Here is a 25,543-nt window from a genome sequence, read left to right as displayed (position 1 = left end):
ATGCCGGACGCCGAACGAGACGGGATGCCGGGAACCGAGATCGTCGACGCGTGGCTGGCCGAACACACCGGTGACCTGGTGCAATGGCGCAGACACATCCACGCCAACCCCGAACTGTCGCGCGCGGAGTTCGCCACCACCGAATTCGTCGCAGGCTGGCTCACCAAAGCCGGGCTGACCTGGCAGACTCTGCCCGGCGGCACCGGCCTGCTCTGCGACCTCGGCCCCACCGGCGCGCCGCGGATCGCCCTGCGCGCCGACATGGACGCGCTGCCGATGCAGGAGTTCACCGGCCTGAGCTTCGCCTCCACCGTGCCCGGCGTCTCGCACGCCTGCGGCCACGACGCGCACACCACGGTGCTGCTCGGCACCGCGCTGGCGCTGGCCGAGGCCGAAGCGCACCTGCCGGTCGGGGTGCGGCTGGTGTTCCAGCCCGCCGAGGAAGTGATGCCCGGCGGCGCGCTGGACGTGGTCGCGGCCGGCGGCATGGACGGCGTCGACCGGATCTTCGCACTGCACTGCGACCCGCGGCTCGAGGTCGGCAAGGTCGGGCTGCGCACCGGGGCCATCACCTCGGCCGCCGACACCGTCGAACTCGTGCTCGACTCACCCGGCGGACACACCTCGCGCCCGCATCTGACCAGCGATCTGGTGTACGCGATCGGCACCGTCATCACCGGCCTGCCCGGACTGCTCAGCCGTCGCGTCGACCCGCGGACCAGCACGATCATGGTGTGGGGCGCGGTCAGCGCGGGCAAGGCACCCAACGCCATCCCGCAGACCGGCATGCTCACCGGCACGGTGCGCACCGGCGACCACGCCACCTGGCTGATGCTGGAACCGCTGGTCCGCGAGATCATCGACGGGCTGCTCGCGCCCACCGGCGTGCGCTACCAGCTCAACTACAAGCGCGGGGTGCCGCCGGTGGTCAACGATCCGACCTCGGCGCTGATGTTCGAGAACGCGGTGCTGGCGATCGGGCCCGACGCGCTGGCCGACACTCCGCAGTCCGGTGGTGGCGAGGACTTCTCCTGGTACCTGGAGGAGGCGCCGGGGGCGATGGCCAGGCTTGGTGTGTGGTCGGGGGTCGGTGATCAGCTGGACCTGCATCAGCCGACGTTCGATATCGATGAGCGGGCGCTGGCGGTGGGGGTGCGGACGTTGACGAATATCGTGTTGCAGGCGTGAACAGCAGCGCAGAAGGACATGGGTAACTCACCGGGAACGGGCTGACGCACCCACCCCGGAACCGCCGGCCGCCGACGTTACAGTCAGTGGCCGACGAGTCCGGCCAGAAATCGCGGAGAGGCGGTCAAGCGCCGGGGCCTACGTTTTTGCTGTTGCGGGTGCGCAAGGCGTGGACGTAATCCTCGGGGGCGCCTGCTTTTTCGGCGGCGTCGGCGATGACGCCGATGTAGCGGGCCGAGGGGAGGCCGCCTTCGTAGGCGTCGAGGACGTAGAGCCAGGCCAGGCGGGCTTCGCCCTGGTTGCCGGTGACGCGGATCCGGATCTTCTTGTGGATACCGAAGTCCGAGCCTTCCCAGCGGTCGAGGCTCTCCTCGTCCTCGGGGGAGACGTCGTAGAGCACGACGAACACCCGGGAGCCGGGATCTTCGACGACGGTGGCCAACGGCCCTTCCCAGCCGATGTCGTCACCGGCGAAGGTCAGGCGCCAACCTTCCAGCCACCCGGTCCCGGACATGGGCGAATGCGGGCAGCGTTCCAGCATCTGCGTCGAGTCCATGTTGGACCCGTAAGCGGCATAGATCGGCACCTGAGGAACTGTAGCCAATAACAGCTGCGGAATTCCCGTCTCCCACCCAGATCGGCTGACCGTCACACTCGGCGAACACGCCGAACCTGTTCACCGAGCCGACGCGATACCGACACGGCACACCTGAAATGATGAACATCGACACCCGAGGTGACCCCCACAAGGGCGAGCCCGACGAGCCTTCGCGGCCCGGCCCGCGACCCGCGGCGCCCGCGCCGCCAACAACACAGGAGCGTGACTGTGGCACGGATTGCGATCATCGGCGGCGGACCGGCGGGATACGAGGCGGCGCTGGTGGCCGCCCAGCACGGGGCTTCGGTGACCCTGGTCGACGCCGACGGTATCGGTGGCGCCTGTGTGCTGTGGGATTGCGTGCCGTCCAAGACCTTCATCGCCTCGACGGGATTGCGCACCGATCTGCGCCGCGCGCGCGATCTGGGCATCACCATCGACGCCAGCCAGGCGCAGGTCCATCTGCCCGAGGTCAACGGCCGCGTCAAGGCGCTCGCACTGGCCCAGTCCTCCGACATCCGCGCGAAACTCCAGGCCGCCGGTGTGCAAGTGCTGGCGGGGCGTGGCGAATTGGTCGGTCCGGCAACCGGTTTGGCGCATCGGATCAAGGCGACCGTGGCCGACGGCAGCAGCGAGGAGTTCGAGGCCGAGGTGGTGCTGATCGCGACCGGCGCCAGCCCGCGGGTGCTGCCGGGCGCCGAACCCGACGGCGAGCGCATCCTGAACTGGCGCCAGCTCTACGACCTGCCCGAGCTGCCCGAGACGCTGGTCGTGGTCGGTTCCGGCGTGACCGGTGCCGAGTTCGTCTCCGCCTACACCGAGATGGGTGTGCGGGTGAAGCTGGTCTCGAGCCGCGACCGGGTGCTGCCCGGCGAGGATGCCGACGCCGCGCTGGTGCTCGAGGAGGCGCTGGCCGAACGCGGCGTGGAACTGGTCAAGCACGCGCGCGCCGACGCGGTGGAGCGCACCGCCGAAGGCATCGTGGTGAAGCTGTCCGACGGGCGCACGGTGACCGGTTCGCACGCGCTGATGACCGTCGGCTCGACGCCGAACACCGCCGAGCTCGGCCTGGACCGGGTCGGCATCGAACTCGATCGCGGCGGATACCTTCGGGTGGACCGGGTTTCGCGCACCTCGGTGCCCGGCATCTACGCCGCCGGTGACTGCACCGGCCTGCTCCCGCTGGCCTCGGTGGCCGCCATGCAGGGCCGGATCGCGATGTATCACGCGCTGGGCGAGGGCGTGAGCCCGATCCGGTTGAAGACGGTGGCCTCGGCGGTGTTCACCCGGCCCGAGATCGCGACGGTCGGGGTCAGTCAGACCGCCATCGACAACGGTGAGGTGCCTGCGCGCACGGTGATGCTGCCGCTGAACACCAACCCGCGCGCGAAGATGTCGGGGCTGCGCCGCGGCTTCGTCAAGATCTTCTGCCGCCCGGCGACCGGTGTGGTGATCGGCGGGGTGGTCGTCGCGCCGATCGCCTCGGAACTGATCCTGCCGATCGCGCTGGCGGTGCAGAACAACCTCACCGTCACCGATCTCGCGCAGACCTTCTCGGTGTATCCGTCGCTGACCGGTTCGGTCACCGAAGCCGGGCGTTTGCTGATGCGCCACGACGATCTGGACTGACCGGCCCGCGCTCGAATGTGAGACGCATCACTGGTATTTCGGGTTTCAAAATGTCCGGCTTGCCGAACGACCCGGCTGTTCACGGCAGCGGCGGTCATGAAAACTACTGCCGCGTTGCCTGTCTCGCGCTCGTGTGGTTGACTCACCGCCGAGGCGCGATCTGTTCAGGTCGCGTGGTGGAGCAGTGGGGGACTCCCTCCGGGAAAGGGAACAGCGAAAAGTGAAGCATCGTAAGCCGAGTCGGGCGCAGCGAGCGATGGCCAGCACATCCTTGCCCCTGGCTGCTGCGGCCGCCGTGGCAACTCTCCTCGCGGCGCCGGCCGGCGCGGTCCCCAGTGACCAGCCGACCACCCCCGCGACACCGGCGCCTGCGCAGCCGGGTACCGAAAGCCAGGAGACGCCGGAGACGGCCACTCCTGAGCAGGCCACTCCGGCCACTCCGGAGAACGAGAAGCCGGGCGAGACCAAGCCGACGCCGTCGCAGCCGGGTGTCACCAGCCCGGAGCCGGGCGAGCCGGAAAGCGATCCGGTCAAGCCGACGCCGTCGCAGCCCGGTGTCACCACGCCGCGCACCGCGCCGCTGCCGGTGCCCGGTCAGTCCGAGGTCCAGCCTGCGGTGCACCCGGAGACCGGTGCCACCACGCCGGGCGAGGACGGGACCACTCCGGCCCAGCCGGGTACGACCGACCCCGCGCAGCCGTCGCAGAACCAGCCGACCGCGCCGTCCGATCAGGGCGCCGGGGACGACTCCGACAGCGAGTCGCCGGAAACCCTCATCCAGGAGCCCGAGGAGCCCGCGTGGCAGGCGCCGCGTCTGGCGAACGCCCCGGCCGCTCCCGTGGTCGCGATGGAGGGCCCGCACCAGGAGGTCGGTGCCACGATCGATGCCGGCGGCCTGCTGCCCGGCGCGCTCGCCAACACCCACCACTACAACAACGAGCACGGTTACGTCGGCACCATCGGCTACCGGGCGCCCGGTGGCGGCTTCGGTGACGCCGGTGTCTCGGTGGAGTACATCGGCGAGAACTCGGTCAAGGTCACCACCTTCAACGGTGGCGACGGCCGTGCCGACAACACCACCGTGACCGTCCTCGACACCACCCAGGCCAACCTGGCCAAGGCGGCGGTCGAGAACTGGATCAAGGCGCAGCCGGGTGGCACCGCCGCCATGGAAGCGGCGGCGAAGGCTACACTGCCGGTGCCGGGGGAGCTGCTTCAGACGGTGCACGTCGCTGGTGTCACCACCCAGTGGGGTGGCTCGCTCCAGTACTGACACACACCTACGACGTGTGGGGCGGTCGGCTGACGACCGCCCCACACGTGTGTCCTGGGGAAAGGATTGGACTTGGGCACCGAGGGTGACGAGAACGATTTCGGCGATTTCGGCCCGCCGGTCGACGATGTGACCACCAGTTTCGGTGGACCGCTCGCCGCGACGCCGCCGCCTGCGCCGGGCGCGCTACCCGAACGCGGGTGGCAGCCTGCCGCCGCGCCGCCCGCCGCGCCCGGCCCGTTCGGTCCGCCCGCGGGTGCGGCCGGTCCGTTCGGTGCGCCGGTGTCGGGTCCGCCGCCGGTCGCGCCGCCGCCGAATCAGCCTGCCGCGCCGCCCGGCCCGCCGGTCGCGCCGCCGCGTGGCCCGGTGCCGCCGCGTTCGCAGTCCGCGCCGACCTCGGTCTTCGGCGATGCCGTGGCCACCCCGCCGCCGGGTGGGCGGGACGCCTCGCCGTTCGGTGACTCGGTGCCGGTGGCTTCCGGCGGTGAGATGACCGAGGTCATCCGGCGGGAACGTCCGCCGCGCCGGGATCCCGAGCCCGATATCGTGCGGGCACCCGAGACGGTCCGGGTGCCCGCCCCGGAAACGACGCGTGCGCCGCTGCCTGCCGCGGAGCGCAAAGACGATGACAAGGCCTGGTGGAACAGCCCGGACGACGACGGCGGTGTGCCGAAACCGCCCGCCGAGCCCGGTCTGTCCTGGGCCGACGATCCGATCGCGCGCCGGCTGGCCCCGAAGTCGCCGGTCGCGCCGGTCAGCGAGCAGAAGGAAACGCAGAACCGCCTGCCCTGGATCATCGGTGGCACCGTCGCCGCTGTCGTGATCGTGGTGGCTCTGGTGACGACGATCAGCCTGGTCAAACGAGGCGGTGACGACCCGGGGACCACCGCGGCGCCGACCACGTCGGCGGTGATTCCGGGCTTCGAGTGCCAGGCGGTGTCCGAGCAGGGGCTGACGGTGGGTAACGGCCCCGGTGACACGTCCTCGGGTCCCCGGGCGATTCTCGGCTTCCAGTACGCCTTCTATGTCGAGCGCTCCGGGGTGAAGGTGCGCGAGTTCGCTTCGCCCGAGGGCGACATCTCGCAGGCCGACCGGCTGCAGCGAGCGATCGACGGCAAGATCCCGGTCGGCGCCAAACACTGCGTGCAGATCCGGGAAACCGGACCGGACCGGTTCGACGTCGACCTGACCGAATGGCATCCCGACGGCACCCAGATCACCTATCCACAGGTGATCATGACCACCACCATCGATGGAAAGTGGCAGGTGAAGCACATCTTCACTCGCTAGCGTCTCACTTTCTGGGACTCAAATTTCATATTCTGGTTTGCGATATGCGATCGTCGGTAAACACGTCCCCTGGCGTTCCCGGAGGTTCCCATGTCGCTGACCACCCCTGCCCTGGCCGGTAAACTCGCCGGCCTGCAGAGCTCCGCGATCCGGGACCTGCTCAAACTCACCGCGCGCGCCGACATCATCAGCCTGGCCGGCGGCCTGCCCGACGCCGAGCTGATGCCGGGCGAACGGATCGCCGCCGCCACCGCGGCCGCGCTGGCCGACCCGGCGGTGCTGCAGTACACCGAGTCGCCCGGCTGGCCCGCGCTGCGTGCGGTGCTCGCGGCGCGCGAGTCGGCCCGCATCGGCCGGACGGTGCCGGTCGAGGAGGTGTTCGTCACCCACGGGTCCCAGCAGGCGCTGTCGCTGCTGGCCGAGGTGCTGCTCGATCCCGGCGCGCTGGTGATCGTCGAAGATCCCGCGTATGTCGGTGCGCTGCAAGTGTTCCGGGCCGCGGGCGCGCGGATCGCCGCGGTGCCGCTGGACGGCGACGGGCTGCGCGTCGACCTGCTCGAGGAGTTGCTGGCCGCCGGTGAACGCCCGGCCGTGGTGCACACCGTGTCCAACTTCCACAACCCCGGCGGTGTCACCCTGGCGCCCGAGCGGCGTCGTCGGCTCGCGGAACTCGCTGAGGCGCACGGCTTCTGGATCATCGAGGACGACCCGTACGGTGAACTCTGGTTCGACCAGCCCGCCCCAGCCCCCGTGGCCGCCTACTCGTCCCAGGTGATCCGCCTCTCCAGCGTCTCCAAGATCCTCGCCCCCGCCCTGCGCGTCGGCTGGATGACCGCCCCCGACCGCGTCTGCCGCGCCGTCGAACTGCTCAAACAGGGCGCCGACCTCTGCGGCTCCGCCCTCACCCAGCAGACCGCCGCGACCCTGCTCACCGACACCGAATGGCTGGCCGCCCATATCAAGTCGGTCCGCGCCCGCTACGCGGCCCGGGCCCGCGCCCTCGTCGCCGCCGTCCGCACCACCTTCGGCGACCGCCTCACCTGTACCGACGCCGCGGGCGGCATGTTCGTGTGGGCCGAATTCACCGACGGCACAGACACTTCCGCGCTGCTGCCAGCCGCGCTGGAGGCCGGTGTCGCGTACGTTCCGGGCGCCGCCTTCGCCGTCTCCGATGCCTACCGCTCCGCGATGCGCCTGTGCTTCACCACCTCCGACGAGGCGACCCTCACCGAGGCGATCTCCCGGCTGTCGGCCGCCGCCCGCTGACAGCGACACGGCTGCCTGACTCGTAGCCCCCGGGTGGCGAGAACGTGCAATCCTCACGCCTCGGGCCCACTTTTCGGACCGAACCGCGACCGAATGCACGACTACGCCAGCTCGCCGATTCCGTGGTTCCTGGTTCCCGTGCGATCACCGTTGGATCAGTGATTGAATCAGCGATTGAAACGTGTTCTACTGGCTGAGTGCGACAAGTCGATCACACCACCAGGGAGAAGCTGCTGACCGCGGCGGAGCGTCTGCTGCTCGAGTCAGGGTACGAGCGGGTGTCGATCCGGGCGGTGTGTGCCGCCGCCGAGGCGAACCCGGCAGCTGTGCATTACCACTTCGGGTCGAAGGAAGCCCTGGTCGCGGCCCTGTTGCAGAGCCGGCTCGGGCCGCTGTGGGAGTCGTCGATGGACGGGCTCGACCGCAGTGGCGCCACCGTCGCGCAGTGTGTGGCCGCGGTGGTCGATCCGCTGGCGGAGCTGGCCGCCGACCCGATCGGCAGGCTGCACATCCGGCTGCTGGCCCGGCTGGTGCTCGCCCGCCAGGACCTCGGCTTCACCGCGCGCTGGTTCTCCCTCGAACCGTTCGTCGGGTTGCTGCTGCGGCGGTATCCCGCGATGTCCGAGGCCGAGGCGCGCACGCGCTGGATGCTGGCCTTCGATCTCATCCTCGGCCAGTTCGGCGCACCGCTGGCCGCCGACCGGGTGCTGTCCGCGCGCACGGTCGCCACGCTGTGCGCGTTCGTCACCGCCGGCCTGTCCGCGGACCAGGAGTCATGATGAACAAGGTATTCACCCCGGCCCAGCTCGGGCCGGTGACATTGCGCAATCGGGTGATCAAGGCCGCGACCTTCGAGGGCCGCACGCCCGACGCGCTCGTCACCGACGACCTGATCGAATACCACCGCGCGCCGTCCGCTGGCGGAGTCGGGATGTCGACGGTGGCCTACTGCGCGGTCGCGCCGGAGGGCCGCACCGATCGCCACCAGATCTGGATGCGTCCGGAAGCTGTCCCCGGTCTGCGGCGGCTCACCGCGGCCATCCACGCCGAAGGGGCCGCCGCCTGCGCGCAGATCGGGCACGCGGGACCGGTCGCGAACGCCGCGTCGAACCGGATGCCCGCGCTCTCGCCGAGCCGGCTGTACAGCCCGCTGGGCAACGCGTTCACCGTCCGCCCGGACGCCGCCGAACTCCAGCGCGTCATCCGGCTGTTCGCCGAGGCCGCGCTGACCGCCGAATCGGCCGGATTCGACGCCGTCGAACTGCATTTCGGGCACAACTACCTGATCAGCTCGTTCTTCAGTCCACTGCTGAACCATCGCAGGGACGGCTACGGCGGCAGCCTGGCCAACCGCGCCCGGCTGGCCCGCGAGGTCGCGCAGGCGGTGCGCGAGGCGGTCGGCGGCCGGATCGCGGTGCTGGCCAAACTGAACATGGACGACGGCGTCATCGGCGGGCTGCGCCTGGAGGAGAGCCTGCAGATCGGGCGCTGGCTCGAAGCCGACGGCACCCTCGACGCACTCGAACTGACCATCGGCAGCTCACTGCTCAACCCGATGTACCTGTTCCACGGCGACGCGCCCCGCTCGGCCTTTGCCAAGGTCTTCCACGGACCGATGCGCTGGGGCATGCGCGCGGGCGGGCGGTTCTTCCTGCGCGAATACCCGTACCGCGAGGCTTACATGCTCGATCTCGCCCGTCAGTTCCGCTACGAGCTGAAGCTGCCGCTGGTCCTGCTCGGCGGCATCACCTCCGCGGAGACGATGCAGCTGGCGATGGACGAGGGCTTCGAGTTCGTCGCAATGGCACGCGCCCTGCTACGTCAGCCCGATCTGCTGCTGCGCATCCAGGAGAACGAGCACACGTCGTCGCTGTGTACGCACTGCAACAAGTGCATGCCGTCGATCTTCACCCGCACCGCCTGCGCACTGGCCGGACCCGAGCCGGCCTGACCGGACCTTCCGCACCAGCGGTTGCGTGCCCCCTCGGCCCAGCCGACGAGCCCGTCGAGATCCAGCCACCGCCCGTCGTCGGTGCGGGCGCGGCCGGAACTCGACCTCGACGCGGTCGCCGGTGATCTGCCACGGCGCCAGCCATTCGTCGCGGGCGTAGTCCCAGTGCAGCTCGTCCGCCGAGCTGAATTCCCAGCCCGGACCCGCTACCGGCGGCCCAGTTCCAGGTGATCGCGTTCGCCGCTCACCCGCGGCCCGCGGTCATGCCGCCGTCGACGACGAATTCCGCACCGTTGCAATAGCTCGACTCCTCGCTGGCGAGGAACACCACCATCGGTGTGATCTCGGCGGGCAGGCCGAGCCGGGCCAGTGGATTCTCGCCACGGTCCAGGGTGGCGTCGGCATCGGCGCCCAGCATCGGTGTCAGCACGCCGCCCGGGTGCACCGAGTTCACCCGCACACCGAGCGGAGCGAGTTCCAGGGCCGCCGATTTGGTCAACCCGCGCAGCCCGAACTTGGACGCGGTGTAGCCGTGTGCGCCCGGCACGCCCTGGATTCCGGCCGCCGAGGAAATATTGATCACCGCGGCCGGACGGGCGGCGACCAGGGCGTCGCGGGCCGCGGTCAAGCCGAGGAACGGGCCGGTGAGGTTGATGGCGAGCATGTTCTGCCACTGCTTTTCGGTGTAGGTGCCGAGCGGGCCCGCGTCGAGGATGCCTGCGTTGTTCACCAGTACGTCGAGTTTGCCGAAGCGTGCCACCGTGGCCGCGACGGCCGCGTCCCAGTCGGCACCGCTGGTGACGTCGAGGTGGACGAACCCCGCCCGCGCACCGAGCTCGGCGGCCAGCTGCTCGCCCGCCGCGTCGGCGATGTCGGCGAGCATCACCGCGGCGCCCTCGGCGACGAAGGCGCGCGCGTGCGAGGCCCCCATCCCCGATGCCGCCCCGCTGATCAGTGCTACGCGACCCGCCAGCCGTCCACCCATTTGCCACTCCTCGCAACCAGCCGCCCACCCGGGCGGCGCCATCTCGACCCTGCGAGTGAAACACGTTTCAATCGGTAGTTCAATCGCCGATTGAAACCGCCGCTCAGACCCAGCCGTAGGTGCGTTCGACGGCCTTGTTCCACTCGGCGTAGCGCCGGACGCGCTCGTCCTCGGACAGGGTGGGTGTCCAGGTGTGGTCGGCGGTCCAGTTGGCGCGCAGGTCGTCCAGGCCGGTCCAGTAGCCGACGGCCAGGCCGGCGGCGTAAGCGGCGCCCAGGGCGGTGGTCTCGCGGACCACCGGGCGCACCACCGGCACGTCGAGAATGTCGGCCTGGAACTGCATGAGCAGGTCGTTGCCGGTCATGCCGCCGTCGACCTTGAGGGTGGTGAGCTCCAGGTCGAGCTGCTGGGCGGCGGCGTCGGCGCGCATGGCGTCGACGACCTCGCGGGTCTGGAAGGCGGTCGATTCGAGGGCCGCGCGGGCCAGATGCGCCTTGGTGACGAAGCGGGTGAGCCCGGCGATGACACCGCGCGCATCGGGGCGCCAGCGGGGCGCGAACAGGCCGGAGAAGGCGGGCACGAAGTAGGCGCCGCCATTGTCGTCGACGCTGCGGGCCAGCGGTTCCACGTCCGCGGCCGAGGCGATGATGCCCAGATTGTCGCGCAGCCACTGCACCAGCGAACCGGTCACGGCGATGGAACCCTCCAGCGCGTACACCGCCGGTGCGTCGCCGAGCTGGTAGCAGGCGGTGGTGAGCAGGCCGTGCTTGCTGAACACCGGGGTGGTGCCGGTGTTGAGCAGCATGAAATTGCCGGTGCCGTAGGTGTTCTTGGCCTCGCCGGGCGACAGGCACGCCTGACCGAAGGTCGCTGCCTGCTGGTCACCGAGAATCCCCGCGACCGGGGCGCCGGCGAACGGGCCCGCGGTGATCTCGGCGTAGACCTCCGAGGAGCTGCGGATCCGCGGCAGCAGCGATTCCGGAATGCCGAATTCGGCGCAGATCCGCGAATCCCATTGCAGGGTACGCAGATCCATCAGCATGGTGCGCGAGGCATTGGTGACGTCGGTGCTGTGCTCGCCGGTCAGGTTCCACAGCACCCAGGTGTCCATGGTGCCGAAACAGAGCTCGCCCGCCTCGGCCCTGGCGCGCACACCGTCGACATTGTCGAGAATCCAGCGCAGCTTCGGCCCGGCGAAATAGGTCGACAGCGGCAGCCCGGTGCGGTCGGCGTAGCGCTGCGGGCCGTACTCGCCCGCGAGTTCGGTACACAGCTGGTCGGTGCGGGTGTCCTGCCAGACGATGGCGTTGTACACCGGTTCCCCGGTGGCCCGGTCCCAGACCACCGTGGTCTCGCGCTGATTGGTGATGCCGATCGCGGCGAGGTCACCGGCCGAGCAGCCGCTGTTGCCCAGCGCGGCGCCGAGCACCCATTCGGTATTGCGCCACACTTCCACCGGATCGTGCTCCACCCAGCCCGGTTTCGGGAAGATCTGCCGGTGCTCCCGCTGCGCGGTTCCGACGATCCGGCCCTGCCGGTCGAAGACGATGCACCTACTCGAAGTCGTGCCCTGATCGATGGCGGCCACATAGCGACGCATTGATGCAGGTTAGCCGAGGACACCGGTCGCCCGGTCCGCCCCGAGCAGCTTCGCCGTGCCCGATTTTCGCTGCCACGCCGCGGCCTGGCGCGCCCCGGCCGTCGGCGAGCGCTACGTTTAGCCGGTACGCAGCGACGCCGGGTCCCGTGCCGGGTGTCGGTGACACTGTCGGCTGGGACCGGCCGGACTTCGGTCGGCGGCGAGGAGTCGAGCATGGCGCAGACACCGGAATTTCCGTTCCTCCACCCGGGTGAACTGGTCGCGGGCGCGAAACGTGACCGGCTCGGACCGGGGCAGCTGGGGCCAGAGCACCGGCGGGCCGCCTGGGAGCGGCTGGGGAAAGAACAGTTCGATGTGCTGGTCATCGGCGGCGGCGTGGTCGGCGCCGGCATCGCGCTGGACGCGGCGACCCGTGGTCTGTCGGTGGCGCTGGTCGAAGCCCGCGATCTGGCCTCGGGGACCTCGAGCCGGTCGTCGAAGATGTTCCACGGCGGGCTGCGCTATCTCGAACAGCTGGAGTTCGGGCTGGTCAGGGAGGCGCTCAAGGAACGCGAACTGGCCCTGTCGACTTTGGCGCCGCACCTGGTGAAGCCGCTGCGCTTCCTGTACCCGCTGACCCACCGCGTCTGGGAACGCCCGTACGTCGCGGCGGGCTTGACCCTCTACGACACCATGGGCGGCTCGAAATCCGTTCCGGGACAGCATCACCTGACCCGGCTCGGGGCGATGCGGCTGGCGCCCGGGCTGCGCCGCGGGTCGATGATCGGCGGGGTCACCTACTACGACACCGTGGTCGACGACGCCCGCCACACCATGACCGTGGCCCGCACCGCGGCGCATTACGGGGCGGTCATCCGCACCTCGACACAGGTCGTCGGGCTGCTGCGCGAAGCCGACCGGGTGGTCGGGGTGAAGATGCGCGACACCGAGGACGGCCGGACCGGCGAGGCGCGCGCGAACGTGGTGATCAACGCGACGGGCGTGTGGACCGACGAGGTGCAGGGCCTGTCGCATCAGCGGGGCCGATTCCATGTGCGCGCGTCCAAGGGTGTGCACATCGTGGTGCCGCGCGACCGCATCGTCAGCGATGCCGCGATCATCCTGCGCACGGCCACCTCGGTGCTGTTCCTCATTCCGTGGGGCGCGCACTGGATCATCGGCACCACCGACACCGACTGGAACCTGGACCTGGCCCACCCCGCCGCCACCAAGGCCGATATCGACTATCTGCTGGACCGGGTCAACGAAGTGCTGGTCACCCCGCTCACCCCCGCCGACATCGACGGCGTCTACGCCGGGCTGCGGCCGCTGCTGGCCGGTGAGAGCGACGAGACCTCCAAGCTCTCCCGCGAGCACGCGGTCGCGCGCGTCGCACCCGGCCTGGTGAGCATCGCGGGCGGCAAGTACACCACCTACCGGGTGATGGCCGCCGACGCGATGGACGAAGCGGCCCAGGACATTCCGGCCAGGGTGTCACCCTCGATCACCGAGAAGGTGGCGCTGCTCGGCGCCGACGGCTACTTCGCGCTGGTGAACCAGACCGTCCAGCTGGCCGAGCAGTACGGCGTGCACCCCTACCGGATGACACACCTGCTCGACCGCTACGGCTCGCTGGTCGACGAGGTGCTCGCCTACGCTGCGGGCAAACCCGAACTCCTGCAACCGATCACCGACGCACCGTCCTACCTGCAGGTCGAGGCGGTCTACGCGGCCGCCGCCGAGGGCGCGCTGCACCTCGACGACATCCTCGCCCGCCGCACCCGCATCGCGATCGAGTACTCCGATCGCGGCGCGAACAGCGCCGAACAGGTAGCCAACCTGGTCGCCCCCGTCCTCGGCTGGGACGCCGACGATGTCGACCGCGAGGTATCGACCTATCAAGCCCGGGTCCGCGCCGAGATCGAATCCCAGACCCAGCCCGACGACGCCTCCGCCGACGCCCTGCGTGCCGCCGCACCCGAACCGCGCCCGCAGCTGCTCGAACCGGTGCCGCAGGATCGGTGAGGATCGGCATTTTCGTGCAATCTGTCACCGTCCAGACAGAAAAACGACTGGCGGACAGCGAATTGCACGATTTCGCCGGTTCAGGACCCTGGCATCGGCGGGGAATCTTCGAGCCCAGCGCGAAATGGGACTCAGCGGGGTGTGGGTTCGGGCTGGCAGCGGGGGCAGAAGTAGATGCCGCGTTCGCGCTGGGTGATGCGGTCGGCGGGGTCGTCCTCGCCGAGGAGGCGGGAGACGATCGCGGTGCCGCAGCGGGGGCACGGGCGGCGGGTGCGGCTGTAGACCATGGGGCGCCACGGTGGTTCGTGGGCGGCTTTGCGCAGGACGCGGTGGGATTCGTCGACCAGGGCCGGGAGGTCGGGGATGTCACCGACCGGGGTGGCGGGGTGGACGCGGCGCAGGAAGCAGATCTCGCTGCGGTAGATGTTGCCGATGCCGGCCAGGTTGCACTGGTCGAGCAGTGCGAGACCGATGGCGCGACGGGGGTATTCGGTGAGGCGGCGCAGGGCCTCGGCGGGGTCCCAGCCGGGGCCGAGCAGGTCGGGGCCCAGGTGGTCGATGACCGTGTGTTCCTCGGCGCGGGGCAGGACCTCGAGTTTGCCGAGCGCGAAACCCACTGCCTCGACCTCGTCGTTGGACAGCACCGCGCGGGCGGTGACCCGGGGCTTGGTCCAGCGCTGACCGCAGTGGAACACCCGCCACTCGCCCTCCATCTTCAGGTGGCTGTGGATGCTCACCCGGTCGGTGCGGATGAACAGGTGCTTGCCGAAGCTGGCGACCTCCTCGACCACGGCGCCGACCAGATCCACGGTCGCGAACCGGGGGACCCGGAAATCGCTGCGGGTCAAGGTGGTGCCCGCCAGGGCCGTCCGCAGGCGTTCGGCGGTGCGGAAGACGGTGTCGCCCTCGGGCATTCGGCTACACCTGCCTGCGCAACCGCAGCCCGCGCGGCGTGACCGCGAACCCCGCCTCGACGAGGAAGTCGGCGAAAGTGTTGCCGTGCACGGTATCCCCGTTGACCTTGTCGATCACCAGCGATTCGACCCGGCGCTCATGGACCAGCCCCGCCAGCGTGATCGCCGCGGCGCGGCGCAGGCCGGGGTCCTCGGTGAAGGTGAGCAGGGTCTTGCCGCCACGTTCCAGGTACAGCACCAGTTCGCCGCCGACCAGCACCACCAGCGCCCCCGCCTTACGGCCCGGCCGGTGCCCGCCGTCGGCATCACCCTTGGGCCACGGGAGTGCGGCGCCGTACGGGTTCGCGGGATCGCAGGAAGCCAGGGCCAGCGAGACCTCGGCGCGGGAGGTGGTGCGGTCGGAGTCGAAGGAACGCAAGCGGTCGACGGTATCGGTGGTGGAGAACTGGGCACCGCCGAGCGTGTCGACGAAGTAGCCGCGACGGCACCGGCCGCGATCCTCGAATTCGGTCAACACGCGGTACATGAGCGCGAAACCGCCCGGCACCCCCTCGTTCTGCACCGAACCCCGGGTCAGCACACCGTAGCGTTCGATCAGCTGGTCGGCGGTGGCGTGCGCGCGAACAGTGTTGTCCCGCACCCGTTCCGGCAGGATCGACCAGCGCCCCGCCAGCGTCGGCGGCCCGGAACGGGTCGGCATGGCCGCGCGCGGCAGATACGCGCGCCCACGCGGCGCCCGGCGTGGCGTGCGATGCGCGGTGGTGCTGCGCGCGGTGCCGGACAGCAGCGCGCGCACCGGGGCGAAGGTGTCACCGGAGACATACCCGGCCCACACGAGCTGCCACAGCGCATCACCCACGGTCTTGTCATCGAGGAGGCCGGTGGTATCGGCGAGCTGCCGGAAGAAGTAGGCCCCACCGCCGCTCAGAGTCGGGGGGAGTCGCGGCGAGTCCCGGAGCCCGCGAGAATCATCGGCGCCCGATCGGGTGTCGGCGATGTCGGTTTCCGGTCCGCGGGAATCGTCGGCGTCCGGTCGGGTTTCGCTGTTCGACTCGGGGTCCGGCGTCTTGGCTCCCGCGGGTAGTTGGGTGTGAGGTGCGGGGGCATGTTGGGCGGGGGTAGCGGTGGGTCGGGTGGGTGTCGCTGGTGGCCGGCGGCCGGTTGTGGGGGTGGGGTGTGGGTGGGTGGGCTCGTCGAGGTCGATTGCCGGTGGGGTGGGGCGGGGATCGAGGGTGGCGCCCATGGCGGCTAGGAGGGCGAGTTGGGTGTCGGTGGGGTCGATGTCGTCGGGTGGGGGGAGGGTGAAGGGGGCCTGGTCGGCCAGGTGCAGGGCGATCCAGCCGTCGCGGGCGGTGATGGCGCCGTGGCCGGACCAGACGACCTCACCGGTGGCCATGAGCTCGTCGAGCATGGCGGGGGTGTAGTCGCGTACCCGCAGCGGCAGGATGAGTGATTCCCAGGCCGAGGCCGGGATCGGGACGCCCGCGAGCTGTTCCACCACGGTGGCCACACCGTCGACGCCGCGCAGCTCGCCCGAGCCGACGTGCTGCCAGGCGGGCAGGAACCGTGCGAACGCGGCGGTGGCGACCGGCTCCACCTCGTGCCGGGCCGCGGCCAGGGAACGACGGCGCAGGCGGCGCAGAATCTGCGCGTCGCACCATTCCGTGCCCACCGTATGCGGAGTGAATTCGCCTTCCACCACCCGCTTCTCGGCCAGCAGCCGATGCAGTGCCGTGGCCGCCACCGCGGGCCCGAGCCCGAACCTGGCTGCCACGTCGGCGGTGGTGAACGGCGCGTGCGTGCGGGCATACCGGCCGACGAGATCACCGAGCGGATCAGCGACCGGCTCGATGAAAGCCTGCGGCACCCCGATCGGCAGCGGCACCCCGAGCGCGTCCCGCAGCCGCGCCGCATCCTCGATCGCCACCCACCACGTCCGCCCCGCGAACGAAACCTCCAGCGCCCGACGGGAATCCCGCAACTCCGCGAACCACTCCGGCGCATCCGAATCAGCGAGCACCGCGCGGGCACGTTGGTCGTCGTCCGAGTCGCTCTCGGCGGCTTCGCTGATGCCGCGCGTTCCACCGGGGTTGTCATCGAGGGTCGACGCGCCGCGATGATCCGAGGCAGGTTCGATCCGGGCAGCTCGGCCGGCTGCTACGGCGCCGGCACCCGCGTCGGTAGTGCCGCTTGTGGCGGCAGTGGTCGAGTGGGTTTGCTTGCGGGCGGTCGGGACGGCATCCGGGTCGGTGGTTTCGCTGGTGTCGGCGTGCGCGGAATCCGCTTCGGCCGTGGGGGTTCCGGGGCGCGGGACGCAGCGGGCGGCGGCTTCGGTGGGGGTGAGGGGGCCGAGGAGGCGGAGGAGGTCGGCGAGGCTTTCGGGGTCGCGGGCTCGGCGTTCGGGGGTGAGGCGCTGGAGTTCGCGTTCGGTGCGGGTGAGGACCTCGGGGTCGAGGAGTTCGCGCAGTTCCACGCGGCCGAGGAGCTCGGCGAGCAGGCTGGAGTCCAAGGCCAGGGCGGCGGCGCGGCGTTCGGCGAGCGGGCTGTCGCCGTCGTAGAGGAACTGGCCGATGTAGGAGAACAGCAGCGCGTTGGCGAAGGGGGAGGGGCTCGCGGTCTCCACCTCGATCAACCGGACCTCACGGCGGGCCACCTTGGTCAGCAGATCGCGCAGCGAGGGCAGGTCGTAGACATCGCGCAAGCATTCGCGCACGGTCTCCAGCAGGATCGGGAACTGCGGGAATTTGCGTGCCACATCCAGCAATTGAGCCGACCGCTGCCGTTGCTGCCACAGCGGCGCGCGCTTGCCCGGGTCGCGGCGCGGCAGCAGCAATGCCCTGGCCGCGCACTCGCGGAACCGGGAAGCGAACAGGGCCGAGCCGCCGACCTGTTCGGTGACGATGTCGTCGATCTCGTCGGGCTCGAAAACGAACAGTTCCGCACCCGGCGGTTCGTCGGTGGTGTCGGGCAATCGCACCACGATCCCGTCGTCGGACGCCGTCGGCGCCGCATCCACCCCGAACCGTTCCTGCAACCGCGCCCCGACCGCCAGCGCCCATGGCGCATGGACCGGCGTACCGAACGGCGAGTGCAGCACCAGCCGCCAGTCCCCGAGCTCGTCACGGAACCGTTCGACGATCAACGTGCGATCAGTCGGCAGCTGCCCGGTCGCCGTGCGCTGCTCCTCCAGCAACCCGACCAGATTCGCCGTCGCATTCTGATCCAGCCCAGCCGCACGCACCATCTGATCAAGCCGAACCGCCGCCGCACTCAATTCAGCCACAGCCGATTTGGCTCCACCCCGCCCGCGCCGACGCTTCGCACCACCACGCATCTGCCCGTCGCCCGTCGCCTGCTCGTCCTCGCTCGGTGCCTGTTCGTTCTCGTTCGGTGCCCGCCCGGCTTGGCCCCGCGCCCGTCCGGCCTCGCTCGGTGCCTGTTCGTTCTCGTTCGGTGCCCGCCCGGCTTGGCCCCGCGCCCGTCCGGCCTCGCTCGGTGCCTGCTCGTTCTCGTTCGGTGCCCGCCTGGCGTCGTTTGGTGCCCGGCCGTGCTCACTCGGTGCCTGTTCGTCCTCGTCCGGAGCCTGCCCGGCGTCGCCCCGCGCCCCCCTGTGATCGCTCGGCGTCTGCCCGGCCTCGCCCGGTGCCTGCTCGTTCTCGTTCGGTGCCCGCCTGGCGTCGTTCGGTGCCCGGCCGTTCTCGCCCGGTGCGTGCCTGTGCTCCTTCGGTGCCTGTCCGTCCTCGCCCGGCGTCTGCCCGTTCTCGCCTGGTGCCCGCTCGTCCATGCCCGGTGCTTGCCGGTCGGTGCTTCGTGCTTGCCGGCTGTCGTTCGGTGCTTGCCGGCCGTCGTTCGTCGTCCGCTCGGTTTCCTTCGGCGCCCGCCTGGCCTCCGTCGCACCCACAGGCGACTCGTCGGTGGAATGCCCGTGGTTCGATCCGGATGTCTCGGGCAACGCACCGGAGACTCGCAGCGCAGGCGGCGGATCTGTGGTCGCTGAGGCGGTGGTGGAAACCGCTGTCGAGCGACCGGCACCCATTCCCTCGACGATGCGGGTGAGATCGTCGGCCGGCACCTGGCCCGCCGATCGCACGAATGCGCCCAGCGCGGCGCCCAATTCGGCTGGGCGGCCCAGTCCGTCGCCGTGCCAGAAGGGGAGGCGGCCGGGTAGGCCGAAGGCGGGGGAGACCAGGACGCGGTCGAAGGTGATCTCCTCGATCCGCCAGCTCGTCGCGCCGAGGGCGAACACATCGCCGACGCGGGACTCGTAGACCATCTCCTCGTCGAGTTCGCCTACCCGGGAGGCCTTTTCGCCCACCATGAACACCGCGAACATGCCGCGGTCGGGGATGGCGCCGCCGGAGGTGACCGCGAGGCGCTGGGCGCCGGGGCGGCCGGTGAGGGTGCCCGCGTCGCGATCCCAGACCACGCGTGGGCGCAGTTCGGCGAACTCGTCGGACGGGTAGCGCCCGGCCAGCAGGTCGAGGACGGACTCGTAGGCCGAGCGGGGCAGGGCGGCGTAGCTGCCGGTGGCACGGACGACGTCGAACCAGGCGTCCACGTCGATCGGTTCCAGCGCGCAGGCGGCGACAGTCTGCTGGGCCAGGATGTCGAGCGGGTGTGCCGGGATCTGCAGCAGTTCGATCTCACCGGCGAGCATGCGCTGGGCGGCGACGGTGCAGTGGATGACATCGGTGCGGTGCTTGGGAAACAGCACCCCGCGCGACACCTCACCCACCTGATGCCCGGCCCGCCCGACCCGCTGCAACCCGCTGGCCACCGACGGCGGCGCCTCGACCTGCACCACCAGATCCACCGCGCCCATATCGATACCGAGCTCGAGACTGCTGGTGGCCACCACGCACCGCAGCCGCCCGCTCTTGAGATCGTCCTCGATGATGGCCCGCTGCTCCTTGCTGACCGACCCGTGGTGAGCACGCGCCAGCAGGTGCTCGGCACCGTGGATCACCTCGGTGGACGGCCCGAGCTGGGCGGGTGGCGCGTGCTCGGTGTCGACGGGTTCGCCGAGGCGGGCCGCGTAGGCCTCGTTGAGCCGCGCGGTCAACCGTTCGGCCAGCCGCCGCGAGTTCGCGAACACGATCGAGGACCGGTGCCCGAGTACCAGGTCGACGATCGCCTCGTCGACGTGTGGCCAGATGGAGCCGGGCTGATCGGAGTCCTCGGGCGCGGTCATGTCCGCCACCGGCACCCGCACCGACAGATCGAAGGTCTTCGGCGCGGGCGGGCGCACGATGGTGATCGGCGCGGGCCCCACCAGGAACCGTCCGACCTCCTCGGCGGGCCGCACCGTGGCCGAGAGCCCGATGCGCTGCGCGGGCCGCTCGGTCAGCTGGTCGAGCCGGGCCAGCGACAGCGCCAGATGGGCCCCGCGTTTGGAACCCGCGATGGCGTGCACCTCGTCGACGATCACCGTGTGCACCTGCGCCAAGGTCTCCCGCGCGGCCGAGGTGAGCAGCAGGAACAGCGACTCGGGGGTGGTGATGAGGATGTCCGGCGGCGTGCGCTGCATGGCCCGCCGCTGCGCGGGGGTGGTGTCACCGGAACGCACACCCACCGAGATCTCCGGCGGTTCGAGCCCGAGCCGCTTGGCCGTCTGGGTGACACCGACCAGCGGTGACCGCAGATTCCGCTCCACATCGACGGCCAGCGCCTTCAACGGCGACACGTACAGCACCGACGTCCCGCGAGGCGACCCCGGTTCCGGCGGTTCGCGGTTGGCCAGCTGATCGATCGCCCAGAGGAACGCCGAGAGCGTCTTTCCCGACCCGGTCGGCGCGATGACCAGCGTGTTCTGCCCGGCCGCGATCGACTCCCACGCACCGAGCTGCGCGGCGGTCGGCGCGGGGAAAGCCCCGTCGAACCACTGCGCGGTAGCGGGTGAGAACCGGTCCATGGCATTCAGTGTGCACCGGCCCACCGACAAACCCGGCGAGGCCGCCGCCCGGAACGGTGTGCAGGGTCACACCGCGTTCCGGGCCGCAGCTACCCTGAACTCTCGTGCAAACGGTGCTGAGAGTCGACCTGGTCGGCCATGGCCTTACCGAGGCGGTACGTAAGGCGCGATTCCCTGTCGACGAACCTCTGGACGAGTCGGGGCGGGCCGCCCTGCGCCGGGCGGCGGTGCGCGGCCGGGTCCCGCTGACCGACGCGCAGGTGCTGATCGCGCCGGAACGCCGGGCGCGCGAGACCGCCGAGGTGTTGCGGCTCACCGGCGAGTCCGACGAGCGATTACGCGATCTCGACGCCGGTTCGTGGCGGGGCAGCGAGATGGGGTCGCTGGTCCAGGATCAGCTGTTCGCCTGGCTGACCGATCCGCAATTCCGCGGGCACGGCGGGGAATCGGTGACCGATCTGGTGGAGCGGGCGCGGTTCTGGCTGGCCGAGGTCGCCTCCGCAGGCCGGGACACGGTCGCGGTGACGCATCCGGCGGTGATCCGCGCGGCCGTGCTGGTGGTGCTCGACGCGCCGCCGAAGTCGTTCTGGCGCATGGATGTCGCGACCGCGGGCATCGTGCGGCTGCACTATCGCGGCAACTGGACGCTGCGGCTGGGCGAGGACTGACGCAACGAAGGCCCCGGAGCCGAAACTCCGGGGCCTTCGTCTAGTAGCGGGAACAGGATTTGAACCTGCGACCTCTGGGTTATGAGCCCAGCGAGCTACCGAGCTGCTCCATCCCGCGTCGTAAACACCACTGTACACGGGGCACCCGGATTGACGAAATCGGCTGGCTGATCAGCCGAAATGAATGCCCTGGGCGAGGGGCAGCTCGGTGGAGTAGTTGACGGTGTTGGTCGCCCGGCGCATGTAGGCCTTCCAGGAGTCGGAGCCGGACTCGCGCCCGCCACCGGTGTGCTTCTCGCCGCCGAACGCGCCACCGATCTCCGCGCCGGAGGTGCCGATGTTGACATTGGCGATGCCGCAATCGGATCCGGCCAGGAACAGCTCGGCCTCGCGTTGGTCCAGGGTGAAGATCGACGACGAAAGGCCCTGGGTCACATCGTTGTTCAGGGCGATCGCGGTATCGATGTCGTCGTAGGTGAGCACATAGAGGATCGGCGCGAACGTCTCCTCCCGCACGAGTCCGGTCTGGCCGGGCATCCGCACCAGCGCGGGGCGCACGTAATAGGCGTCGGGTCCGATGAGTTCGACTCGTTCACCACCGCAGAGGTTTTCGCCGCCGTCGGCCTCGGCGCGGGTGAGCGCTTCCTGCATGGCGGTGTAGGCGCGCTCGTTGATCAGCGGCCCGACCAGCACGCCGTCGTCGAGCGGATTGCCCACGGGCAGCTGGCTGTACGCCGCGACGAGCCGCTCGACGAGCTGATCGGCGATCGACCGGTGCACGATCAACCGGCGCAGCGACGTGCACCGCTGACCAGCGGTCCCCGCCGCCGCGAACACGATCCCGCGCACCGCCAGCTCCAGATCGGCGCTCGGCGCGACAATGGCGGCATTGTTGCCACCCAGTTCCAGCAGGCACCGGCCGAACCGGGCGGCCACCCGCGGGCCGACCACCGCCCCCATCGGCACCGACCCGGTCGCGCTGAGCAGGGCTACGCGCGGGTCGTCGACCAGTGCCTCGCCGACCGCCGCGCCACCCTGGACCAGCTGGTGCACTTCGGGATCCGCGCCCACCTCGACCGCCGCGCGGCGCAGCAGGGTGTGGCAGGCCAGCGCGGTCAGTGGTGTGGTGTCCGACGGCTTCCACACCACCGTGTCGCCGCACACCAGCGCGATCGCGGTGTTCCAGGCCCAGACCGCGACCGGGAAGTTGAACGCCGAGATCACCCCGACCACACCGAGCGGATGCCAGGTCTCCATGAGGCGATGACCGGGCCGCTCGGAAGGCATTGTCGCGCCGTAGAGCTGGCGCGACAGGCCGACCGCGAACTCGCAGACGTCGATCATCTCCTGCACCTCGCCCAGTGCCTCGGCGCCGATCTTGCCCGCCTCCAGGGTCACCAGTTCGGCCAGTTCGTGCTGATGGGTCACCAGCAGCTCGGCCAGCTTGCGCACCAACGCGGCCCGCACCGGCGCGGGCACCGTGCGCCAGGCGCCGAAAGCGCCTGCGGCCCGGCCGATCGCGGCGTCGACGGTGGTGGGGGTGTCGGCGGTCAGTGACAGCAGCACACCACCGGAGACGGGGGTGCGGGCGTGCAGGTCACCGGGCTCGGGCAGGCTCGCGCCGAGCCCGTGCAGCAGCGCCCTGGCCCGCAGTGACAGCTGCTCGGTGAAGTGCTCGGTCACGGTGTCGGTCATCTTGCTCACCTTCTACTCGTTGGTAGGGCTCACGGAAAAGTTCGGCGAAATTCGGTGGGGAACAGAAAGAAGTTTTCCGCGCGCAAGCCCCGTCCTGCGTTAGCCTTCGCTGATGGCGGATACACCGGCTAGACCCCAGCTCGACGACATCGATCGACTATTGATCAGGGAACTGATGACCGATGGTCGCGCCACGTTGTCGAATCTGGCGGAGAAGGCCAGCCTCTCGGTGTCGGCGGTGCAGTCGCGGGTGCGCAGACTCGAAGCGCGCGGGGTGATCCGCGGGTACGCGGCCCATGTCGACCCGGAGGCGCTCGGGCACCTGTTGTCGGCGTTCGTCGCGATCACTCCTCTCGACCCCTCCCAGCCCGATGACGCGCCCGCATTGTTGCAGCACATCCCCGGTATCGAGGCATGCCACTCGGTGGCGGGCGAGGAGAGTTACGTCCTGCTGGTGCGCGTCGCCTCGCCGCGACATCTCGAGCAGTTGCTCGCCGAGATCAGGGCCACCGCCAATGTGCGGACGCGCAGCACCATCATCCTGCAGACATTCTACGACAGGTAACGATTCTTCGTAATTGTTCCGCCATTGCGTAGAGCTTTCGTAAATATTTCCGTACCCTCGGTGGTGTGACCATCGAACTGGAGCGCCCCGGCGCGGCGGTCACCCCCGCCAACCGGGTCAACGAAATCCTGTCCTCGCACATCCTCGCGGACGGCTTCGATCTTGTGCTCGACCTGCACAAGTCGCACGGCCGCACGCTCATCGACGAACGTGACGGCACCGCCTACCTCGACATGTTCGGCTTCTTCGCCTCCAACGCGCTGGGGATGAACCATCCCGTGCTGGCCGCCGACGAGCGCTTCCGGGCCGAGCTGGCCACCGCCGCGCTGAACAAGCCGAGCAACTCCGACATCTACACCGTCGAGATGGCCCGCTTCGTCCAGACCTTCGCCCGCGTCATCGGTGATCCCCGGCTCCCGCACCTGTTCTTCATCGACGGCGGTGCGCTGGCGGTGGAGAACGCGCTGAAGGTGGCCTTCGACTGGAAATCCCGGCACAACGAACTACACGGTCGCGCACCGGAACTCGGCACCAAGGTGCTGCACCTGACCGGCGCTTTCCACGGCCGCAGCGGGTACACGCTGTCGCTGACCAACACCGACCCGATCAAGACCGCGCGCTTCCCGAAGTTCGACTGGCCGCGCATCGACACCCCGCACACCTTCGCCGGACCCGATATCGCCGCATTGGAAGCGCGCTCGCTCTCGCAGGCCGAACAGGCCTTCGCCGAGCATCGCCACGACATCGCCTGCTTCATCGCCGAGCCGATCCAGGGCGAGGGCGGCGACCGGCATCTGCGCCCGCAGTTCCTGGGCGCCATGCAGCGGCTGTGCCACGCCAACGACGCGCTGTTCGTGCTCGACGAGGTGCAGACCGGTGTCGGGATGACCGGAACGACCTGGGCCTACCAGCAACTCGGGGTGGAGCCCGACGTGGTCGCCTTCGGCAAGAAGACCCAGGTCTGCGGCATCATGGCGGGCGGACGGGTCGACGAGATCACCGACAATGTCTTCCGGGTGAGCTCACGGCTCAACTCCACCTGGGGCGGCAACCTCACCGATATGGTGCGCACCCGCCGCATTCTCGAAGTGCTGGAACAGTATCGGGTGATCCAGCGGGTCGGGCCGCTCGGCGCGTTCCTGCTCGATCAGCTGGGCCAGCTGGCCGCCGCGCATCCGGACAAGGTGAGCGAGGTACGTGGCCGCGGCCTGATGTGCGCGATCACGCTGGCCACCACGGATCTGCGCGACCGGGTGGTGACGGCCCTGCGGGAACGTCAGCATGTGCTGCTGCTCGGCGGCGGCGAACGCGGTATCCGATTCCGTCCGCCGCTGACGGTCACCGAGGAGGAACTAGCGCGCGCGGTGGACGCGCTGGACGCGGTGCTGACCAGGGAAAGGATCTAGTCCCGGGCAGCACGACGCGCCGACCCGATACGCCACCACGAGCGAGCGGGCTCGATCAGGCGGAGGCGGCGGTGAGTCCGAGGGCTCAGTCGGGCGGAGACGGTGGTGAGTCCGGGGGCTCGGTCAGGCGGAGGTGGCGGTGAGTCCGAGGGCTCAGTCGGGCGGAGACGGTGGTGAGTCCGAGGGCTCGGTCAGGCGGAGACGGCCGTGAGCCCGAGGGCGCCGGCGACGAAGCGGTGGACCGAGGCGAGCCCGGCGGCCAGCGCCTCGTCCTCGCCGGGCCTGGCCCACCCGGTGACGGTCGCGGTGTCGCCCGGCCCGGGGGTCACGCCGATCTCGGCGACCAGCTCCGCGGTAGTCGGCACGCACACGGCCCAGGAGAAGTGGGATTCGTCGGCCCACTGCGCCGTCCGGGTGGCGACATAGTCCGGATCGGTGATGCCGCCGTCGGCCAGCGCAGGCCGGTCGTCGATGCGCTCGTCGGCCCGCAGCGCCCGCAGATACCAGGCGCCCGCGTTGATCTCGATCGGTTCCACACCGAGCAGCCTAGAGGGCAGGCCAACCGCCGATCGACCTGGTCAGTTGATCACCAGGCCCTGA

18 protein-coding genes and 1 tRNA gene are annotated in these 25,543 nt (G+C 70.2%); 11 read left to right on the top strand and 8 right to left on the bottom strand.

Annotated elements, in window-relative coordinates:
* A complete protein-coding gene (locus ACFXK0_RS19045) occupies positions 1–1,188 on the top strand; it encodes a M20 family metallopeptidase (RefSeq protein ID WP_379411839.1) in 1,188 nt (395 codons plus the stop codon).
* A 124-nt stretch (positions 1,189–1,312) separates the two neighbouring features.
* On the opposite strand, the gene ACFXK0_RS19040 is transcribed toward ACFXK0_RS19045, so the two are convergent.
* Positions 1,313–1,774, bottom strand: coding sequence for a gamma-glutamylcyclotransferase (locus ACFXK0_RS19040; RefSeq protein WP_379411778.1), 462 nt, complete (start codon positions 1,772–1,774; stop codon positions 1,313–1,315).
* A 240-nt stretch (positions 1,775–2,014) separates the two neighbouring features.
* Between ACFXK0_RS19040 and ACFXK0_RS19035 the strand changes: the two genes are divergently transcribed.
* From ACFXK0_RS19035 to ACFXK0_RS19010, 6 genes are all read left to right on the top strand, one after another.
* A complete protein-coding gene (locus tag ACFXK0_RS19035; protein ID WP_379411777.1) occupies positions 2,015–3,415 on the top strand; it encodes an NAD(P)H-quinone dehydrogenase in 1,401 nt (466 codons plus the stop codon).
* Between the two features lie 256 nt (positions 3,416–3,671).
* Positions 3,672–4,688 (top strand): hypothetical protein, encoded by a 1,017-nt coding sequence (locus tag ACFXK0_RS19030; RefSeq protein WP_379411776.1) that lies wholly within the window; start codon positions 3,672–3,674, stop codon positions 4,686–4,688.
* Between the two features lie 72 nt (positions 4,689–4,760).
* The gene (locus ACFXK0_RS19025) at positions 4,761–5,978 is read left to right on the top strand and encodes a hypothetical protein (RefSeq protein WP_379411775.1); all 1,218 of its coding nucleotides are present in this window, start codon (positions 4,761–4,763) and stop codon (positions 5,976–5,978) included.
* 90 nt (positions 5,979–6,068) lie between these two features.
* The gene (locus ACFXK0_RS19020) at positions 6,069–7,244 is read left to right on the top strand and encodes a PLP-dependent aminotransferase family protein (RefSeq protein ID WP_379411773.1); all 1,176 of its coding nucleotides are present in this window, start codon (positions 6,069–6,071) and stop codon (positions 7,242–7,244) included.
* A gap of 197 nt (positions 7,245–7,441) precedes the next feature.
* A complete protein-coding gene (locus ACFXK0_RS19015; RefSeq protein ID WP_379411772.1) occupies positions 7,442–8,023 on the top strand; it encodes a TetR/AcrR family transcriptional regulator in 582 nt (193 codons plus the stop codon).
* Positions 8,023–9,195, top strand: coding sequence for an NADH:flavin oxidoreductase (locus ACFXK0_RS19010; RefSeq protein ID WP_379411838.1), 1,173 nt, complete (start codon positions 8,023–8,025; stop codon positions 9,193–9,195). Before ACFXK0_RS19015 ends, ACFXK0_RS19010 begins: the two co-directional genes overlap by 1 nt.
* A gap of 244 nt (positions 9,196–9,439) precedes the next feature.
* Here the strand turns inward: ACFXK0_RS19010 and ACFXK0_RS19005 are convergent, their stop codons facing one another.
* Both ACFXK0_RS19005 and glpK read right to left on the bottom strand, forming a co-directional pair.
* Entirely contained in the window at positions 9,440–10,180 is a 741-nt protein-coding gene (locus tag ACFXK0_RS19005; RefSeq protein ID WP_379411770.1) for an SDR family oxidoreductase, read from the bottom strand.
* Positions 10,181–10,283: 103 nt separating this feature from the next.
* On the bottom strand, positions 10,284–11,780 hold the full coding sequence (glpK, locus tag ACFXK0_RS19000) for a glycerol kinase GlpK (protein ID WP_379411769.1): 1,497 nt from the start codon (positions 11,778–11,780) through the stop codon (positions 10,284–10,286).
* Positions 11,781–11,993: 213 nt separating this feature from the next.
* Between glpK and glpD the strand changes: the two genes are divergently transcribed.
* Positions 11,994–13,784 carry a glycerol-3-phosphate dehydrogenase gene (gene glpD, locus ACFXK0_RS18995; protein WP_379411767.1) on the top strand — a complete coding sequence of 597 codons (1,791 nt, stop codon included), beginning with the start codon at positions 11,994–11,996 and terminating at the stop codon, positions 13,782–13,784.
* A 131-nt stretch (positions 13,785–13,915) separates the two neighbouring features.
* Here glpD and ACFXK0_RS18990 read toward each other — a convergent pair whose 3' ends face one another.
* Both ACFXK0_RS18990 and ACFXK0_RS18985 read right to left on the bottom strand, forming a co-directional pair.
* Positions 13,916–14,698: a DNA-formamidopyrimidine glycosylase family protein gene (locus ACFXK0_RS18990; protein ID WP_379411766.1), complete on the bottom strand. Its 783-nt coding sequence runs from the start codon at positions 14,696–14,698 to the stop codon at positions 13,916–13,918.
* A gap of 4 nt (positions 14,699–14,702) precedes the next feature.
* Positions 14,703–20,609 (bottom strand): DEAD/DEAH box helicase, encoded by a 5,907-nt coding sequence (locus tag ACFXK0_RS18985; protein ID WP_379411764.1) that lies wholly within the window; start codon positions 20,607–20,609, stop codon positions 14,703–14,705.
* 104 nt (positions 20,610–20,713) lie between these two features.
* Between ACFXK0_RS18985 and ACFXK0_RS18980 the strand changes: the two genes are divergently transcribed.
* Positions 20,714–21,277, top strand: a complete 564-nt coding sequence (locus ACFXK0_RS18980; protein ID WP_379411763.1) for a histidine phosphatase family protein — start codon at positions 20,714–20,716, stop codon at positions 21,275–21,277.
* 44 nt (positions 21,278–21,321) lie between these two features.
* Here ACFXK0_RS18980 and ACFXK0_RS18975 read toward each other — a convergent pair.
* Both ACFXK0_RS18975 and ACFXK0_RS18970 read right to left on the bottom strand, forming a co-directional pair.
* A tRNA-Met gene (locus tag ACFXK0_RS18975) sits at positions 21,322–21,395 on the bottom strand.
* A gap of 53 nt (positions 21,396–21,448) precedes the next feature.
* The gene (locus ACFXK0_RS18970; RefSeq protein WP_379411761.1) at positions 21,449–22,972 is read right to left on the bottom strand and encodes an aldehyde dehydrogenase family protein; all 1,524 of its coding nucleotides are present in this window, start codon (positions 22,970–22,972) and stop codon (positions 21,449–21,451) included.
* Between the two features lie 112 nt (positions 22,973–23,084).
* Here ACFXK0_RS18970 and ACFXK0_RS18965 point away from each other — a divergent pair, with 112 nt between their 5' ends.
* Together ACFXK0_RS18965 and lat are read left to right on the top strand one after the other, a co-directional pair.
* A complete protein-coding gene (locus ACFXK0_RS18965; RefSeq protein WP_379411759.1) occupies positions 23,085–23,537 on the top strand; it encodes an Lrp/AsnC family transcriptional regulator in 453 nt (150 codons plus the stop codon).
* A 65-nt stretch (positions 23,538–23,602) separates the two neighbouring features.
* Entirely contained in the window at positions 23,603–24,943 is a 1,341-nt protein-coding gene (lat, locus tag ACFXK0_RS18960; protein WP_379411758.1) for an L-lysine 6-transaminase, read from the top strand.
* A gap of 191 nt (positions 24,944–25,134) precedes the next feature.
* Here lat and ACFXK0_RS18955 read toward each other — a convergent pair whose 3' ends face one another.
* The gene (locus tag ACFXK0_RS18955; RefSeq protein ID WP_379411756.1) at positions 25,135–25,479 is read right to left on the bottom strand and encodes a hypothetical protein; all 345 of its coding nucleotides are present in this window, start codon (positions 25,477–25,479) and stop codon (positions 25,135–25,137) included.
* Positions 25,480–25,543 lie beyond the last annotated feature (64 nt).

The sequence above is a fragment of the Nocardia sp. NPDC059177 genome (assembly GCF_042755165.1).
Classification (GTDB): domain Bacteria; phylum Actinomycetota; class Actinomycetes; order Mycobacteriales; family Mycobacteriaceae; genus Nocardia.
This window is presented reverse-complemented; position numbering and strand designations above follow the sequence as displayed.